Here is a 16,474-nt window from a genome sequence, read left to right as displayed (position 1 = left end):
AGGTTCGATAGCGACCTTTGCGGAGTCCGGCTGCCGGTATCTGGCAGCCAGACTCCGATGATCAGCGGCGGGCGACCAGTTCGTAGACGGCTAGGAGTTCGGGGAGGAGGACTGACCAGTCATAAGCCTGTACGGCGGTCAGGCCGGCGGAGCGGAGTTGTTCGCGGTCGTCGGGTGAGCGAAGCAGGTGCAGGATGCGGTTGGTGAGGAGCTGCACGTTGCCGGGTTCGACTAGGTCGCCCAGGCGGCCGTTTTCGAGGACCTGGCGGAAGGCGGGGAGGTCGCTGGCCAGGACCGGGGCGCCGGCGGCCATTGCTTCGAGGAGGACGATGCCGAAGCTCTCGCCGCCCAGGTGGGGAGCGACGTATACGTCGGAGCCGGCCAGCATGTCAGCGCGGGCCTCGTCGTCGACCATGCCGAGGAAGAGCACGTTGTCGCGGCACCAGAACGGCAGCGACCGCCAGGCCTCGTCGGCCTGACCGGCGCCGGCCACCAGCACCTTCAGGCCGGGGCGTGCGGTGACGAGCGCGGGGACCGCCTTCAGCAGGACGCCGAGTCCCTTGCGGGGTTCGTCCAGGCGGCCGAGGAAGCTGATCGTGCCGTCGCCCTGCCACTCGTTGCGGGGGCTGCCCTTGAAGCGCGAGGTGTACAGGCCGTTCGGGATCACGACCGCTTCGCCGCCGACGTGCTGGACCATCATCGAGCGCGCGTTCTCCGAGACCGCGATCCGGGCGTCGATCTTCTCCAGCGCCGGGCGGAGCAGGCTCGACGCGGCACTCATCGCCCGGGACCGGACCTGCCAGGTGTGGAAGGTCGAGACGAACGGACCGTCAGCCGACCACAGCGCGATGATCGACGCACTCGGAGTCGTCGGCTCGTGCACGTGGACGACATCGAAGTCACCCTCGGCCAGCCAGGACTTCACCCGCGCCGCGGTCCGCGGTCCGAAGGTGACCCGGGCCACCGACCCGTTGTACGGGACACCGACGGCTCGTCCGGACGAAACGACGTACGGCGGGACCTCGTTGTCGTCGACCGGGGCGAGCACGGAGACTTCGTGGCCGACGTCGAGCAGCGCCTCGGCCAGGTCGCGGACGTGGTTCTGCACACCGCCGGGCATGCCCAGCGAGTACGGACACACCACGCCGATCCTCACGGACCAATTGTCACCCGAGGCTGGTAAGCAGCCGCAGCCCGTCCGCTGCCGCGCTGCCCGGCGCCGCGGACAACGTGATCAGTTCCATACCTGAGCCGTCGGGCAGAGCGAAGTTCTCCTGGTGCAGTTCGAGCAGTCCGACGAGCGGATGCCGGTACGCCTTGCGTCCGTGGGTGCGGGCGCGCACCTCGGCTCGTGCCCACAGGCGGCGGAAGGGGTCGCTGTGCATCGCCAGCTCACCGATCAGCTCAGCCAGCCGGCGGTCGTCCGGGTAGTGACCGGCCGACAGCCGCAGATGCCCGACCACATCGAGGGTGCAGTCGTCCCAGTCGGCGTACAGACCGCGCTCGTCCTCCTCGAGGAAGATGTGCCGCGCGATGTTGAAGCCCGGCAGCGGGCGAGAGAACAGCAGCTCGGCCAGGCGATTCCCGGCGAGCGCCTCCAGGCGATGATTCATGATCAGCGCGGGTGCGCCGGCAATCAGGTCGATGACCCGCTGCAGCTCCGGCCGGATCTTGTTTGCCGGTGCCTTCGCGCGGCGGCGGCGCTGCCCGGCGAGCCGGTCGAGATGGCAGCGTTCGGTCTCGTCGAGGCCGAGCACGCGGGCCAGCGCGTCCAGGACCTGCTCAGACGGCTGCGTGGCGCGCCCCTGCTCCAGGCGGACGTAGTAGTCGACGCTCACGCCGGACAGGTGGGCGACCTCTTCGCGGCGCAGCCCTTCGACCCGGCGACGGCTGTCGGTGGGGATGCCGACAGTGGCCGGAACCACCCGGGAGCGCCGGGTCCGCAGGTACCCCGCGAGATCGTCCATGGCCCCAGTATCACCGCGATCCGCCGTGCAAGGGTGGTCCTGCCAACACCAGGAAGTCCGGTCCGACGGAAGCCGCGCCCCTGAACACCGAGCGCCGCGCTGCCCAGAATCGAGCCATGAAGACACTGATCATCTACGCCCACCCCGAGCCGAGGTCGCTCACCGGTTCGCTGAAGGACCTCGCGGTATCCACGCTGCAGGACGCGGGACACGACGTACAGGTGAGTGACCTGTACGCGATGAACTGGAAGAGCGCCGTGGACGCCGCGGACTTCGGGCCCGACACCGACAGCCCGCTGCGGATCATCCGCGCCTCCGGCCGGGCGTTCGACACCGGCACCCTGACCCCGGACGTCCGCGCCGAGCAGGAGAAGCTGCTGTGGGCGGACATGATCATCTTCCAGTTCCCGCTGTGGTGGTACACGATGCCCGCGATCCTCAAAGGCTGGGTGGACCGCGTGTTCAGCTTCCACTTCGGGTACGGCGTCGGCCCGCACAACGACGTCCAGTACGGCGAACGCTTCGGGGAAGGCACCTTGGCCGGCCGCCGGGCGATGCTGGCAGTGACCGCCGGCGGCCCGGAATCGCACTATTCCGAACGCGGGATCAACGGACCGATCGACGACCTGCTGTTCCCGATCCAGCACGGGATCCTCTACTACCCCGGTCTCGAGGTGCTCCCGCCGTTCGTGCTCTACGGCACCGACCGGATGACCGACGAGCAGTACCCCGATGCCGCCAAGGCCTGGACGCACCGGCTACTGACCTTGGACTCGACCGCCCCGATCGCGTTCCGCCGGCAGAACTTCGGCGACTACGAGATCCCCTCACTGCAACTGAAGGACGGTCTGGAGCCCACCGGCCGCACGGGCTTCGGGCTACACGTGAACTAGTCCTCTAGGAAGATCCGCTGCAGCATGTGCCAGTCCTCGGGGTGGGCGGCGATCCCGCGGGCGTAGGCATCAGCGCAGCGCTGGGTCATCGCCGCGGCTCCGCCCTCGGGGCCGACCGGGTCGTGGAAGGTGATCACCAGGTCCGGGCCGTCGAAGTGCAGGGTGGCTGGGATCAGCGGGGCGCCGGTCTTCAGGCTCAGGGCGGCCGGTCCGACGGGCATCCGCGACGGGCGTCCGAAGAACGTGACCGGTACGCCGCGCTCGGACAGATCGCGGTCGGCGACCAGACAGACGAACTGCCCCGCGCGCAACTGTTCCGCGAGAACGGCGGTGACATCCTCGTCACTGCCGGTCAGCGGAAGCACGACCATGCCGAGCTTCTTGCGGTAGGCAATGAATCGGTCGAAGAGCGATTCGGGTTTCAGGCGCTCGGCGACCGTCCACACGGGCATCCCGGTGCGCCCGGCCCAGGCGCCCGCGTGGTCGTAGTTCGCCAGGTGCGGCAGCCCACAGATGACGCCCTTCCCCGCGGCATGCGCGTCGCGAAGCAGCTTCTCGTTCACCGTGCGGACCCGGCCGACGATCTGCTCATCGGTCCAGTCCGGCAGCCGGAACGCCTCCTGCCAGTAGCGCAGGTAGGAGCGCATCCCGGCCTGGGTCAGCGCGTCCAGCTCAGCCGGGGTCGCATCGGGGCGGACGACCGCGAGGTTGCTCCGCAGCCGCTGCACCCCGCGACCGTTGCTGCGATAGGTGCGGTCAGCGGCCCGCCGGAACAACCAAGTCACGGTTCGTTCCGGCAGGCGCCGTACGACGATCCAGGCGAGCGCAAACGCTAGGTCGACGGCCCGCTGGCGGAGGCTCTCCACTGATCAGCTCTTCGGGTCTTCCGGCGGCGGTGGGGTGTCGAGGCCGGCGTTGGCCGGGTCGGCCAGCACCTGCTTGCGCACCGACAGCGACCGCTGGACGACGGTGATCGTGCTCGCGGCCGCGATGTACCAGATCACGATCTCGAGCAGGATCGGCAGGTTGAAGACGTCCGAGAAGAACGCCGTCACCAGCACGAACACCAGCCGGTCGGCACGCTCGGCCAGACCACCGCTCGCCTTGTACCCGAGACTCTCCGCCTTGGCTCGCGCGTACGACGTGACCGCGCCCATCACCAGCGCCCACAGCGTGACCGACGCCATCAGCGTCGAGTCGCCCGCGCGGGAGTTGGCGTAGAAGAGCACCAGAGCGCCGAAGATCGCGCCGTCGGCGATCCGGTCCAGCGTGGAGTCCAGGTAGGACCCCCACTTCGACGACGTGCCCGACGTCCGGGCCATGTGGCCGTCGATCAGGTCGGAGAAGACGAAACAGGTGATCACCACCGCGCCGAGCCAGAGCTGGCCGCGGGGGAAGAAGATCAGCGCTCCGGCGGACACCCCAACGGTGCCCACCAGCGTGACCATGTCGGCGCTCACGCCGAGTTTGAGCAGGAGGTTGGCGATCGGCGTGATCACCAAGGTCCAGAAATGCCGGAATCTGTTAAGCATGGCGTGCGTGATCGTAGTCGAGCCACGTCACCATCAGGTGACAGCCACCCTGCAGCAAGTGATCCTGGACTCAGTAACTGCGTCGGTCGCTGGGGAGGTGAGGCATGCGGATCGCCCCGTTCGTCGTGCTTGTCACGCTGGTTCTGTCCAGCTGTTCGGTCGCCCGCAACGCCGACCGCCCCAGGCCGTCCGTCCCGCCCGCACCACCGGCCGGCGTACCGACCGTCATCGCTCCCCCACAGGCCCAAGGCCTCGACGGCCGGTCCGGTGCGCCCGGTCCACAGGCTTGTACGGCGATCGCCGGTGAACTGACGGCGCGTCTGACCGTGCCCGTCACCGCGCATGACGGTGCCTGGAACGACGGCGGCCTGCCCGCCCTCGACCTGTGCACGCTGCTGGTCGACGGTCGCCCGGTCACGGTCGGAGTGAGCGCGCTCCCCCGCCAGCCCGACGCGCTCGGCCGACTACTCAACGGCGCCGGCCACATCTCCCCGCTGACCGAACTCGGCCCAGAAGCGCAGATCACCGAGTCCCGGATCGTCTTCATCACCGCCGATCGCGCGGTCCGCATCACCCCGGCCGGCGGTATCGATCAGGGCCGCGCGGACGGCCTCGACCGCGCCAAGGCCGTCACGATCGCGCTGGCCGCGAAGGACGTCGTACCTCGGGTGCTTCGCGATGCGCGGCAGACGGATCCGACGTGTCAGCTGTCGAACTCGCCGGCCGAGAAGTTCATCGGGGCGGCTGCTCAGTTGCGGCGCGACTATCGAGTGCGTGGCGCGCTGACCTGTATCTGGGGCACGTACGACGCCACCGTGTCGATCGTGGAAGCCTTCGACCAGCCGACCATCCCCGAGGCCCAACGCGTCCCCCCACCCCGAAACGCCCCGATCGGCAGCCCCGGCTACTACCTCCCCGACGAAGGCGAACTCGTCTTCCGCCTCGGCCGCCGCGTCGTCCGGGTCACAGCCCTCACCACCCCACCCCGCGAAGTCAGCCTCGACACGCTAACCGCCATCGTCGACCCGATGATGCCGCTGTTCCTGAGGTAACTGGTTCAGACGAGGTTGCAGTATTCGCGTTCACTGCTCCCCGCTAACGTCCGAAAGATCGGAGGGCCCGCCTCCGGTTGTTCGGACGTTAACCCCGGCGCCCCGCTAACGTCCGAAAGATCGGAGGGCCCGCCTCCGGTTGTTCGGACGTTAGGGGAACCCGCAGCGAACCGGACGCCGAACATCCACCTTGAGCACCCATCAACCATCTGGCAGCCCGCCAACCAGTCGAACCGTGCACAACGTCGCCTGGCCGGCGCACCTTGAGCGCCCCTCAACCACGATCCGACCGCACACATGGTTGACCCGTGCACAACGTCGTACCAGCTCGTGTGGAGCGCCCCTGACTGACCGCAACCGCCCCAACTGACAACACCACGTGCGGTGCTGTCAGGTGGTGGGCCACGACTTGGCGAGCAGCGCCCGGGTGTCCGCGAGCAGCTGCGGCAGCACCTTCGTGTGACCGATCACCGGCATGAAGTTCCCGTCGCCGGACCACCGCGGTACGACGTGCTGGTGCAGGTGCCCCGCGATCCCGGCACCCGCGATCTCGCCCTGGTTCATGCCGATGTTGAACCCGTGCGCATCCGACACCGCACGAACCGCCAGCATCGCCTGCTGAGTCAGCGCCGCGATATCCGACACCTCATCAGCCGTCAGCTCGGTGTAGTCGGCCACATGCCGGTACGGCACCAGCATCAGATGCCCCGGGTTGTACGGATACAGATTCAGTACGGCGTACGCCGCCTCGGCCCGATGCACGATCAGCGCGTCGGTATCCGGCAGCCCCGGCAACCGGCAGAACGGGCACCCCGAACCGGCGTCCATGCTCGTGGGCTTGTTCTCACCCTCGATGTAGGCCATCCGGTGCGGCGTCCACAACCGCAGGAACGGATCGCCCACCCCGACCCCGTCCTGCCGCACCAGCTCCTCAGGCTGGTACGGCGACTCCGGGGTATCCGTCATACCTGGACGCCCGTCATACCTGGACGCGCCGGGCGACGGCCTCGACGATCTCGGCGATCGCGTCCGCGACCGGTACGCCGTTCTTCTGCGTGCCGTCGCGGTAGCGGAACGACACCGACCCCGCGGCCATGTCGTCGTCGCCCGCGATCAGCATGAACGGGACCTTCGACTTCTGGGCGTTCCGGATCTTCTTCTGCATCCGGTCGTCGGAGGAGTCGACCTCGATCCGGATCCCCTGCGACTTCAGCTGCTGGGCGACGTCGTACAGGTAGTCGACGTGGCCGTCGGTGATCGGGATGCCGATCACCTGGACCGGCGCCAGCCACGGCGGGAAGACGCCGGCGTAGTGCTCGACCAGGACCGCGACGAACCGTTCGATCGAACCGAACAGCGCGCGGTGGATCATCACCGGCCGCTGCCGCGAACCGTCCGGCGCGGTGTACTCCAGCTCGAACCGCTCCGGCAGGTTGAAGTCCAGCTGGATCGTCGACATCTGCCAGGTCCGGCCGATCGCGTCCCGGGCCTGCACGGAGATCTTCGGGCCGTAGAACGCGGCGCCGCCCGGGTCCGGGACCAGCTCGAGACCGGAACCCTCGGCGACCTCGCGCAGCGTGTTGGTCGCCTCTTCCCAGACCTCGTCGGACCCGACGAACTTCTCCGGGTTCTTCGTCGACAGCTCCAGGTAGAAGTCGTCGAGACCGTAGTCGGCCAGCAGACCGAGCACGAACGTCAGCAGGTCGCGAAGCTCGTCGCGCATCTGCTCACGCGTGCAGTAGATGTGCGCGTCGTCCTGCGTGAACCCACGGGCCCGGGTCATCCCGTGGATGACGCCGGACTTCTCCAGCCGGTACACCGTGCCGAACTCGAACAGCCGCAGCGGCAGCTCGCGGTACGAGCGGCCGCGCGCACTGAAGATCAGGTTGTGCATCGGGCAGTTCATCGGCTTCAGGTAGTAGTCCTGACCCTGCTTGCGGATCTGGCCGTCCGCGCCACGCTCCTCGTCCAGGTGCATGGGCGGGTACATGCCGTCGGCGTACCAGTCCAGGTGGCCCGAGGTCTCGAACAACTGGCCCTTGGTGATGTGCGGCGAGTAGACGAACTCGTAGCCATCCTCGACGTGACGCTGGCGGGAGTAGTCCTCCATCACCTTGCGCAGCACGCCGCCCTTGGGGTGGAAGACCGCGAGACCTGAACCGATCTCGTCGGGGAAGCTGAACAGGTCGAGTTCGTTACCCAGCTTGCGGTGGTCGCGCTTGGCGGCCTCCTCCAAACGGGTCAGGTACGCCTTGAGCTCGTCGCGCGACTCCCACGCCGTACCGTAGATGCGTTGCAGCTGGGGGTTCTTCTCAGACCCCCGCCAGTACGCCGCTGCCGTCCGCATCAGCTTGAAGTTGCCCAGGTACCCGGTGGCCGGCACGTGCGGCCCACGGCACAGGTCCTTCCAGGCGACCGAGTCGTCGCGGCGGATGTTGTCGTAGATGGTCAGCTCGCCGCCGCCCACCTCCACCGAAGCGCCCTCGGCCGCGTCCGCAGCCGAGCCCTTGATGCCGATCAGCTCGAGCTTGTACGGCTCGGCCGCCAGCTCGCTGCGCGCGTCGTCGTCGGAGACCACCCGGCGGGCGAACCGCTGCCGCTCCTTGATGATCTGCTGCATCTTCTTCTCGAGCTTGCCCAGATCGTCCGGCGTGAACGGCGTCGGTACGTCGAAGTCGTAGTAGAAGCCGTTCTCCACCGGCGGGCCGATCCCGAGCTTGGCCTCCGGGAACAGCTCCTGGACCGCCTGCGCCAGCACATGCGCGGTCGAGTGCCGGATGATCGCGCGGCCGTCGTCCGAACCGGCCTTGACCGGCTCGATCTCGTCGCCGTCACTCACCACCGTGGACAGGTCGCGCAGCTCACCGTTGACGCGGGCGGCGATGGCGGAGCGGTCCTGACCGAAGATCCCGGCGAACAGCTCCCCGATCGTCGTCGTCTCGGTCACGCTCCGCTCAGCCTCGCCCTCGACGCCGACCAGATGGACCTTGACTTCCGACACGTTGCACTCCTCCGCCTACGGCCGGCCCAACGCCGGTCCCGGGACAGATGGTATCGGCGACGGTCATTTTTCGGATGACGGGCACCCCTGACGAAAGTAGGGGGTAAGTCAGGTCTGTCGTCCGATGCGGCTCAGGGTCGCCGATTCCTAGGTTTGATGCATGGGCGACACCTTGCTGCACTTCGCGGAACAACTGATGTCATCGTGGTGGATCTACCTCGCGGTCTGGGGGTTCGCAGCCCTCGACGGGTTCTTCCCGGCAGTTCCCAGTGAAACCCTCGTCATCACGGCCGGCGTCTTCGCCGCCTCGATCGGCCACCCGAACCTGTACGTCGTCATCGTGGCCGCCGCACTGGGCGCCTTCGTCGGCGACCACCTGTCCTACTTGTTAGGCCGGGGCGCGGGTGGCCGGATGCTCGACCGCGTCAAGCCCGGGACCAAACGCCATACCGCAGTGATGTGGGCCCGCCGAGCGCTCGCCGACCGCGGCGGCCTGGTCCTGATCGTCGCCCGCTACATCCCCGGCGGCCGCACCGCCGTCACCCTCACCATGGGCAGCGTCCGCTACCCCCTGCGCCGCTTCACGCCGTACGCTGCGGTGGCTGCCATCAGCTGGGGTCTCTACTGCAGCCTGGTCGGATACATCGGCGGCAAGGCCTTCGAGGACAACCCGCTCAAGGGTGTCGCCCTCGGTATCGGCCTCGCTCTCGGCGTGACCTTGATCGTCGAGGTTGTCCGCCACTACCGCAGCAAGCGCCGCCCTCAACCTGAGGTCGAGCCTCAGGTCGAGGACGAGCTCATGGTCACCTCGGAACGTTGAGCGCGATCGTGATCTGCTCGGACACCTTCGCCGCCAGCTCCAGGCCGGCCCGCCGGGTGGCCGGCTGCAGAGCCGAGTGGTCGAGCGGTCCCTCGGCAGCGATGTGCTGGTCGGTCGGGATGTCGACGACCGCAGCCGCCCGAGACTCGAAGTACGGGCGAAGCTGCTTCTCCACCTCGCGGTTGATGTCACCCGGACCGTTCGACACCGCGATGATCGCGCGCCGGATCAGCCGCTGCGCCTCGGGACCCTGGTTGTCCAGCTCCTCCAGCATCTGTACGGCGGCCGCACAGGACAGGCTCTTCCACTTGATCGGGATGACGAGGGCGTCGGCCGCCTTCATCGCCTCGCGCCAGTTGCTGGAGCCCTCGTTGTTGCCGGTGTCGATCACGAGCACCTTGTAGAACCGGCTCAGCAGGCGGTGGATCTGGTCGAAGTCACTCGCCTCGATCTGCGCGTACGTCGTGGTCGCCGACGTCAGCACGTCGTACTGACCGGAGACCTGGTGCCGCAGGTACGCCGCGACGTCGCCGAGCCGTGCATCCGGCTGGGTCAGCATCGCCATCGCCTGCAGCATGTCGGTCACCGTCGACCGCGCGTTCGTGTCGTGGGTGCGCAGGTGCATGTTGCCGCGCAGCTCGTTGTTGTCCCAGGCCACGACGCCGCCACCACGCGCCTGACCGAGCGCACCCGCCAGCAGCAACGTGGTCGGTGTCTTGCCCGAGCCGCCCTTCGGATTCGCCACGACGATCGTGACCGGCCGCCGGAACGCAGTCGCCGCGGTCATGCGAGCGATCCGCTCCGTGCGCTCGGTCGTGCCGGGACGCAGCCGCAGCACGCTCCGGACACCGCGCTCGGCCGGAGCCTCCCGCGGCAGCGGCAGCGCCTGCATCAGCTCGTCGGTCCGGTATGAGACCTCTCGCTGCTGCGGAACGTTCTGCCCCGGGATTCCCTGCGGGAAGAAGTGCTGCGCGGCCGGCGACAACGGCTGGCCACCTTGCTGCGGTGCGTGCCCACCTTGCTGTGGCGGGGCTTGGTGTCCTGGCTGTCCTTGGTGTCCTTGGTGACCGCCCTGGCTGCCCTGGCCGAAGGTCGGTCCCGAGACGTTGAACGACTGACCACCGAAGACCGGAGTCTCCGGCGGACCTGCCGGACCTGAATCGTGCGCCGGGGCGCTCGGCTCCTCGGGGCTCTCGACCGCAGCGGCGTGCGCGTCTTCGGTCTCCGCGACCTCGTCCTCGAAGTCGGGCTGCTCGACGGCCGGCTGCGTCCAGGAGGCCGTCGGCTCAGCGGCCGGCTGCGTCCACGACGGGGTCGGCTGGCTCAGTGGCTGGTTCGACGGCAGGGGCTGGCTCGACGGCAGGGGCTGGCTCGGGGGCGGCGTCTGCTTCTCCCAAGGCGCTGCCTGGCCCTGCGTTGTCTGACCCTGCGTTGCCTGACCCTGCGCTGCCTGACCCGCGGGACGGGACCACGAGTCGCCCGGGAACTCCTCGGACAGAGCGTCCGGGGTCTGTTCCGCGGTGTCGGCCGGGTCGGCGGCAGGCTCCGCGTTCGGGTCCGGCTGGGTCCAGGAGGGCGTCGGTTGCCACATTCTCCGGACCTCGGCCGCCGCCGCTTCCCGGTCTTTGTGCTGTCCGGAGTTGTGCGAGTCGGTCACGACCTGGGTCCCCGATTTCTGTGAGAAGGGGCGGTGGACGCCCCACAGCTGGTGTGTCGATCCGGAGGTGAGGTCCCCGGGTGTCCCACTATCCCATGACCCGGTGTCCACGCCATGTCACGACCCGGAGCGTCGCAGGTTCCTGCCACCCCTCACTTTTCCGGGCTGGTCACCAAACCGGCTTCGTACGCGACGATCGCCGCCTGGACACGGTTCTTGACCGCCAGCCGGAGCAGGATCGCACTCACGTAGGCCTTCACCGTTCCCTCGACCAGGAACAGGCGCTGCGCGATCTCAGCATTCGACATCCCCGCACCGACCAGCCCGAGCACCTCACGCTCTCTCGGGCTCAGCACATCGACCTGCTCCTTGGCCGCGACCGCCCTGGCCATCGAACCGCCGCTCAGCTCGGCAATCACCCGCTGCGCCACCCGCGGCGACAGATAGGCAGCGCCTTCCGCGACAGCCTTCAGCCCAGCGATCAGCTCCCGCGGATCACCGGACTTCAGCAGGAACCCGCTCGCCCCGTCACCCAACGCCCGCGCGATATAGGCGTCCTCGGAGAACGTCGTCAGCATCACGACCGCCGTCTCGGGGACTTGGCGCCGGATCTCCGCGGCCGCTTCCAGCCCGTCCATCCGCGGCATCCGGATATCCAGTACGGCGACATCCGGCCGATGCCGCCGTACCAGCTCGACCGCCTCCAGCCCATCGGATGCCTCGGCAACGACCTCGATCGCGTCGTCGGTGCCGAGGATCGCGCGCACCCCGGCACGGACCATCAGCTCGTCATCGGCCAGCAGAACCTTGATCACCGTGGACTCTCCGGAGTTGGCTGGACCGAACCGCTCTGCAGGATTGCCTTGTCCACCAGCACGCCGCCGGCGAAGCACAGTCGGTACACGTAGTTGGTCGAGAACGGTTCAGCCGGCCGATAGTACTGGCAGGCCCAACCGTTCGGCAGCGTGATTCGCTCCGACGGCGGATCGATCATCTCCATCGCCGGAAGTGCTGTCCGTACGTCGTTCTCGGCCTGCCCGAGCGTGAGTTCGTCGTACGCGGCGGGTCGCAGGATCGAGCTGTATCCGGTCACCAAGTAGTAGCCCAGAGCAACCACCCCGATCACCGATCCGAGCACCAGCGGTGCCACGACGGCCGTGACCAGTCCGCGCCGCGCGGTCCGCCGTACCTGATCTCGCTCCGTCGCTGCGCCGGCTTCGGCTGCTGTCTCGGGCTCGGGGCGACCGCCTGCGCTCGGCATGACCGCTCGGACCTCGAATCCACCGGCTGTCCGCGGTCCCGCTTGCAGACTTCCACCGACCAATCGCACGCGCTCCCGGAGACCGTCGAGTCCCCGACCGCTCGACGCTGTCGGCTTCGGCACCGGCCGCGTAGCTCCCGTGTCGGCCACGGTGACGGTGATCTCGTCGCCGTACCGGACGGTGACCGAGACGGCTCCGCCGGGCGCGTGCTTGCTCGCGTTGGTGAGCGACTCCTGGACCACGCGATGCACGGCCCGATCGACCATCGGCGCCGGCTCGGCCGAGCCCTCCTCTGTGAGCTCCACCTCGACACCGGAGGCGGCCGCCCGCTCCACCAGCGCCGCCACCGTCTCGTCGCGCGGAACGGTCGTCGCTTCGGAGTCGCGCAGTACGCCGATGATCTCGCCCAGGCGCTCGGTCGCCGACGCGGCCGCCTCCCGGAGAGAGCCCGCGGCTTCGCGTTGCTCACCGCTAAGCTTTACGTCGAGCTCGAGAGCCGCCGCTCTCAGAGCGATCAGGCTCAGCTCGTGGCCCACGGAATCGTGCATGTCCTGAGCGATGCGAGAGCGCTCTCTGAGGCGTTCCTGTGCCACCGCCATCTGCTGCTCGCGCTCGATCCGTTCCGCCCGCTCCCAGCCTGCCGACTCCAGCAGGACCTGCTGCGCCCGGTACCGGCCGATCAGCCACGGGAGCACGACCAGGAGCAGCGCGAGCAGCAGCACCACCAGCCAGGTCAGCACAGCCTCGGTCTTCGCCACCTCCGGCCGCACGATCATCGACAGCAGCAACAGGCCGAGCAGCGTCCAGCTACAGAGCATCACGAAGTGCTTGAGCTGCGTTTCCCGGCGTCCCGCCAGATAGCTCAGCACGATGATCGCGAACACCAACGCGATCGGTACGCCGTTGGTCGTGCCGAGTGAGAACGCCAAGATCACGCTCTCTCCCCAAGCAATCAGGGCGAGTGAAAGCAACGGCCGGCTGCGCCGCAACAGCACCGCCGTACCGAGGATCGCAAGGCAGGTCAGCTGCATCCACCACGGATCCTGCCGGGCACCGCTCTCCGCGAGAACGGGAAGGCTCAGCGCGGCCCCCAGGCCGGCATCACCCAAGCGCCGCCAGTTCATGGCGCCGACGCTACACAGCCGCCGGGCCCCCGCAGTACTGCCGAAAGTCAGTGGTCGTCCGCGGCGTCGACGATCTCGAACGGCACGTACGTCAGGTTGGGCACCGTCTCACCACGCAACCGCGCGACGAGCAGGTCCACCGCCGTACGGCCCATCTCGCCTTGGTTCTGGCGCACATGCAGGTACGGCGGTCCGCCGATCGAGTCCCCGGGTGAGTCGAAACAGGCGACGACCCGCTCGCGGCCGAGCGCGCGATCCGTCATCCGGGCCAGGTTGTACTCACACGCGACGTACGCCGTCACCTCCGGGAATCGGTCGCGGAACTGACGGATCGCGTCGATATCCCCCTCCACACTCTCCATCGAACCGGGCAGCGTGCTGCGCAGACCCGTCAGCTCATAGGCCTGACCTCGCCCTTGGAAGGCCGAGCGGAAGCCCTCCAGCCGATCCTCGATCGACGACGTGTTGACCGGCGGCGGCGAGACGAACGCGATGTGCTGATGCCCCTGGTCGAGCAGTCGGGTGGTGAGCGCTCGGGCCGCCGCGACGTTGTCGGTGTGGACCGCGGACACCGGAATCCCGGACAGATGCCGATCGACCAGCACGATCGGATACCCGTCCAGCACCTGCCGCAACAGACTCGCGTTGTAGAAGTCGCCATGCACCGGGAAGACGATCAGCCCGTCCACCTCACCGGTCGCAACCAGCGAGTCGACGGCCTTCTCCTCATCGGCCTGCCGCCCGTGCGTCCGCCGTACGATCAAGTGCGTCTCGTGCTCCGCACAGCGCTCCTCGATCGCACACATCAACTCGAGGCCGTAGGAGTCCGACACATCCGGTACGACGAGCGCGATCGTCCGCGCCTCGCGTCGTGGAGCCGCCACCCGCCCGCGCAGCGGCATCGTGACCCCGGACAGATCCGGCAACTCCTGCACCACGAACGTGCCCTTGCCGCGGACCCGCTCGACCAGCCCGGCCTCGCGCAGCACCTCGAGCGCCCGCTTCGACGTGATCCGGCTGACGTCGAACTCGACCGCCAGCTCCATCTCCGACGCTACCCGGTCGCCCGGCCCCAGCACCCCGCGCCGGATCTGGTCGAGCAACCGCGCACAGATCTCCTCATACAGCAGCACCCGCCCATCCTCCTCACCGTGCCCGGTCTGGTTGGCATATCAAATCATCCCCGAAGACTGTCGGTCCGTTGTGGCAGCCTGCGAATCATGGACATCCAGGGCAAACTCGCTGTCGTCACCGGGGCCGCTGTCGGCATCGGCCGAGCCATCGCCCAGCGCCTCGCCGCCGAGGGCGCACAGGTGGTGGTCGCCGACATCGACGCCGCCGGCGGCCACGAAACCTGTACGTCGATCGGCCCCGCAGCCCGCTTTGCCGAGGTGGATCTGCGGTCCGATGCGGCGGTTGCGGAGCTGATGTCATGCCAACCGCACATCCTCGTCAACAACGCAGGCGGCGGGGCGCAGCTCGCGCCCTGCTTCCCCGAGGCGCCCGTCGAGCGATGGTCGGCCTCGCTCGACCTGAATCTCCGGGCGCCGATGCTCGCCACCCAGCTCGCGCTCGACGGCATGCAGCAGGCGGGCGGTGGCGCGATCGTCAACGTCGGATCGACCGCGGGACTGGGATTCGAGGGGCATTCCTCGCCCGAGTACAGCGCCGCGAAGGCCGGGCTGATCCGCTTCACGGCAACGCTCGCTCCGCTGGCCACGACACATCGCGTCCGCGTCAACTGCGTCGTACCGGATTGGGTTGCCACCGAGCGCGGCGTCCAGGAGCGAGCGATGCTGCCGGCCACTGAGCGTGGTGCGGCGCAGGTTTCGCTCGCGGCGGTGACCGATGCGGTGGTTCAGTTCGTACGCGACGACAGTGCGGCGGGCCGCGTCGTACTGCTGGATCGGGGTGAGCCGCCGCGCTGGCTGAATTGAGCTGTTCATGACCTCGCTGTGCTGTCAGCATTCGAGCATGCTTCCGCCCGCACCTGCCTTCGCTGCGCGTTCCGTGTTTGCCGTCGCCGGTGCGCTGGCCGTCGTACTGACTGCACTGTCGGGTCGGTACGGCTATCACCGCGACGAGCTGTACTTCCTGGTGGCGGGCGACAAGCTCGCTTGGGGGTACGTCGACCAACCACCGCTGACGCCGCTGATCGCTCGCGTCTCCACTGAGCTCTTCGGCAATACACCTATGGGTCTTCGAGTCATCTCGACTCTCGCCAGCGCCGCGACGGTGATCGTCGTCGCACTGCTGGCCCGCGAGTTTGACAGCAACCGCCCTGGTCAGGTGGTGGCCGCGGTCTGTGCGGCTGTTTCGGGCTTCCTGCCTGGCGTGGGCCACATGGTCTCCACCGCGACGTACGACCTGCTCGCTTGGATGCTCATCGCGTTGTTCGCAGTCAAGCTTCTGCGCACCGACGACCGACGCTGGTGGCTGGCACTCGGGTTGACCGCCGGAATCGCGCTGGAGAACAAGTACCTCGTCGTACTGCCGATCGGGGCGCTGCTGGTTGCGCTGCTGATTGTCGGGCCACGCCAGGTACTGCGGTCGTGGTGGCTGCTCGGGGGTGTCGCCCTTGCGGGGCTGGTCGCGCTGCCCAACGTCATCTGGCAGTTCCAGCACGACTGGCCGCAGTTAACTGTCGCGGGCGGGATCAGCTCGGACGACGGCACTGAGAACCGCATCATGTTCATTCCGCTGCAGATCCTGCAGCTCTCCCCATTGCTGCTCCCGGTGTGGGTGGCTGGCTTCCGCCGGCTCTGGAAGATGCAGTGGCCACGCGCGGTGGCACTCGCCTATCCGGTCCTGTGCGTCGCAGTACTAGCTGTGGGTGGCAAGTCCTACTACGCCCTGCCCCTGCTGTACGTCCTGGTCGCGGCCGGCGCCGAACCCACTCTCGCCTGGATTACCAGACACCGCCCGCTGGCAGCCGCCGCACTTGTTTTCACCGCAGCCACCTCCTTCATCTTCACCCTGCCCGTCCTCCCCACCTCAGCCGTCGACTTCGTCATCCCCGTCAACAAGGAGCAAGGCGAACAGATCGGCTGGCAAAACCTCACCACGACGGTCGCCAACGCCATCCCCGCCTCCGAACGCGCCACCACCACCATCCTCACCAGCAACTACGGCCAAGCCGGCGCCCTCCGCCGCTACGGCCCCGCCC

Annotated in this window: 15 protein-coding genes; 5 read left to right on the top strand and 10 right to left on the bottom strand. The window is 68.2% G+C overall.

Going from position 1 to position 16,474, the window contains the following annotated elements; all coding sequences use genetic code 11:
• Nucleotides 1-61: 61 nt before the first annotated feature.
• Both E1261_RS33400 and E1261_RS33395 read right to left on the bottom strand, forming a co-directional pair.
• Nucleotides 62-1,156: a glycosyltransferase family 4 protein gene (locus tag E1261_RS33400; RefSeq protein ID WP_132413677.1), complete on the bottom strand. Its 1,095-nt coding sequence runs from the start codon at nucleotides 1,154-1,156 to the stop codon at nucleotides 62-64.
• 10 nt (nucleotides 1,157-1,166) lie between these two features.
• Nucleotides 1,167-1,967, bottom strand: a complete 801-nt coding sequence (locus E1261_RS33395) for a helix-turn-helix transcriptional regulator (RefSeq protein ID WP_132413676.1) — start codon at nucleotides 1,965-1,967, stop codon at nucleotides 1,167-1,169.
• A 116-nt stretch (nucleotides 1,968-2,083) separates the two neighbouring features.
• Here E1261_RS33395 and E1261_RS33390 point away from each other — a divergent pair, with 116 nt between their 5' ends.
• Nucleotides 2,084-2,860 carry an NAD(P)H-dependent oxidoreductase gene (locus E1261_RS33390; protein WP_132413675.1) on the top strand — a complete coding sequence of 259 codons (777 nt, stop codon included), beginning with the start codon at nucleotides 2,084-2,086 and terminating at the stop codon, nucleotides 2,858-2,860.
• On the opposite strand, the gene E1261_RS33385 is transcribed toward E1261_RS33390, so the two are convergent.
• Nucleotides 2,857-3,726, bottom strand: a complete 870-nt coding sequence (locus E1261_RS33385) for a phosphatidylinositol mannoside acyltransferase (protein WP_132413674.1) — start codon at nucleotides 3,724-3,726, stop codon at nucleotides 2,857-2,859. The two genes, E1261_RS33390 and E1261_RS33385, sit on opposite strands and share 4 nt — an antisense overlap.
• Nucleotides 3,727-3,729: 3 nt before the next feature.
• On the bottom strand, nucleotides 3,730-4,392 hold the full coding sequence (gene pgsA / locus E1261_RS33380; RefSeq protein WP_132413673.1) for a phosphatidylinositol phosphate synthase: 663 nt from the start codon (nucleotides 4,390-4,392) through the stop codon (nucleotides 3,730-3,732).
• A gap of 104 nt (nucleotides 4,393-4,496) precedes the next feature.
• Here pgsA and E1261_RS33375 point away from each other — a divergent pair, with 104 nt between their 5' ends.
• Complete coding sequence (locus E1261_RS33375) at nucleotides 4,497-5,444, top strand: hypothetical protein (protein ID WP_238176582.1); 948 nt, start codon at nucleotides 4,497-4,499, stop codon at nucleotides 5,442-5,444.
• A 390-nt stretch (nucleotides 5,445-5,834) separates the two neighbouring features.
• Here the strand turns inward: E1261_RS33375 and E1261_RS33370 are convergent, their stop codons facing one another.
• Nucleotides 5,835-6,410, bottom strand: a complete 576-nt coding sequence (locus tag E1261_RS33370) for an HIT family protein (RefSeq protein WP_132413672.1) — start codon at nucleotides 6,408-6,410, stop codon at nucleotides 5,835-5,837.
• 13 nt (nucleotides 6,411-6,423) lie between these two features.
• Nucleotides 6,424-8,445 carry a threonine--tRNA ligase gene (gene thrS / locus E1261_RS33365; RefSeq protein ID WP_132413671.1) on the bottom strand — a complete coding sequence of 674 codons (2,022 nt, stop codon included), beginning with the start codon at nucleotides 8,443-8,445 and terminating at the stop codon, nucleotides 6,424-6,426.
• A 160-nt stretch (nucleotides 8,446-8,605) separates the two neighbouring features.
• Here thrS and E1261_RS33360 point away from each other — a divergent pair, with 160 nt between their 5' ends.
• Nucleotides 8,606-9,265: a DedA family protein gene (locus tag E1261_RS33360; RefSeq protein WP_132413670.1), complete on the top strand. Its 660-nt coding sequence runs from the start codon at nucleotides 8,606-8,608 to the stop codon at nucleotides 9,263-9,265.
• Here the strand turns inward: E1261_RS33360 and E1261_RS33355 are convergent.
• From E1261_RS33355 to E1261_RS33340, 4 genes are all read right to left on the bottom strand, one after another.
• The gene (locus tag E1261_RS33355) at nucleotides 9,249-10,922 is read right to left on the bottom strand and encodes a division plane positioning ATPase MipZ (protein ID WP_132413669.1); all 1,674 of its coding nucleotides are present in this window, start codon (nucleotides 10,920-10,922) and stop codon (nucleotides 9,249-9,251) included. The genes E1261_RS33360 and E1261_RS33355 overlap by 17 nt on opposite strands.
• A gap of 152 nt (nucleotides 10,923-11,074) precedes the next feature.
• Nucleotides 11,075-11,737, bottom strand: coding sequence for a response regulator (locus E1261_RS33350; protein WP_132413668.1), 663 nt, complete (start codon nucleotides 11,735-11,737; stop codon nucleotides 11,075-11,077).
• Nucleotides 11,734-13,308 carry a sensor histidine kinase gene (locus E1261_RS33345; protein WP_132413667.1) on the bottom strand — a complete coding sequence of 525 codons (1,575 nt, stop codon included), beginning with the start codon at nucleotides 13,306-13,308 and terminating at the stop codon, nucleotides 11,734-11,736. The genes E1261_RS33350 and E1261_RS33345 overlap by 4 nt, the downstream gene beginning before the upstream one ends.
• Nucleotides 13,309-13,355: 47 nt before the next feature.
• Nucleotides 13,356-14,441 (bottom strand): GntR family transcriptional regulator, encoded by a 1,086-nt coding sequence (locus tag E1261_RS33340; RefSeq protein ID WP_238176581.1) that lies wholly within the window; start codon nucleotides 14,439-14,441, stop codon nucleotides 13,356-13,358.
• Nucleotides 14,442-14,528: 87 nt separating this feature from the next.
• On the opposite strand from E1261_RS33340, the gene E1261_RS33335 reads away from it, so the two are divergent.
• Both E1261_RS33335 and E1261_RS33330 read left to right on the top strand, forming a co-directional pair.
• Nucleotides 14,529-15,245 carry an SDR family NAD(P)-dependent oxidoreductase gene (locus tag E1261_RS33335; protein ID WP_132413666.1) on the top strand — a complete coding sequence of 239 codons (717 nt, stop codon included), beginning with the start codon at nucleotides 14,529-14,531 and terminating at the stop codon, nucleotides 15,243-15,245.
• Between the two features lie 37 nt (nucleotides 15,246-15,282).
• On the top strand, nucleotides 15,283-16,474 hold a 1,192-nt coding region (locus E1261_RS33330), incomplete at its 3' end, for a glycosyltransferase family 39 protein (RefSeq protein ID WP_165952738.1).

Origin of the sequence: Kribbella albertanoniae, assembly GCF_004348455.1 — a bacterium.
GTDB classification, from domain to species: Bacteria; Actinomycetota; Actinomycetes; order Propionibacteriales; family Kribbellaceae; genus Kribbella; species Kribbella albertanoniae.
This window is presented reverse-complemented; position numbering and strand designations above follow the sequence as displayed.

What these genes read in the sequence shown, in the direction of transcription:
- E1261_RS33395 (WP_132413676.1), bottom strand. Translation starts at nt 1,967, where the DNA reads ATGGACGATCTCGCGGGGTACCTGCGGACCCGGCGCTCCCGGGTGGTT.
- E1261_RS33390 (WP_132413675.1), top strand. Translation starts at nt 2,084, where the DNA reads ATGAAGACACTGATCATCTACGCCCACCCCGAGCCGAGGTCGCTCACC.
- pgsA (WP_132413673.1), bottom strand. Translation starts at nt 4,392, where the DNA reads ATGCTTAACAGATTCCGGCATTTCTGGACCTTGGTGATCACGCCGATC.
- E1261_RS33375 (WP_238176582.1), top strand. Translation starts at nt 4,497, where the DNA reads ATGCGGATCGCCCCGTTCGTCGTGCTTGTCACGCTGGTTCTGTCCAGC.
- E1261_RS33370 (WP_132413672.1), bottom strand. Translation starts at nt 6,410, where the DNA reads ATGACGGATACCCCGGAGTCGCCGTACCAGCCTGAGGAGCTGGTGCGG.
- E1261_RS33360 (WP_132413670.1), top strand. Translation starts at nt 8,606, where the DNA reads ATGGGCGACACCTTGCTGCACTTCGCGGAACAACTGATGTCATCGTGG.
- E1261_RS33345 (WP_132413667.1), bottom strand. Translation starts at nt 13,308, where the DNA reads ATGAACTGGCGGCGCTTGGGTGATGCCGGCCTGGGGGCCGCGCTGAGC.
- E1261_RS33335 (WP_132413666.1), top strand. Translation starts at nt 14,529, where the DNA reads ATGGACATCCAGGGCAAACTCGCTGTCGTCACCGGGGCCGCTGTCGGC.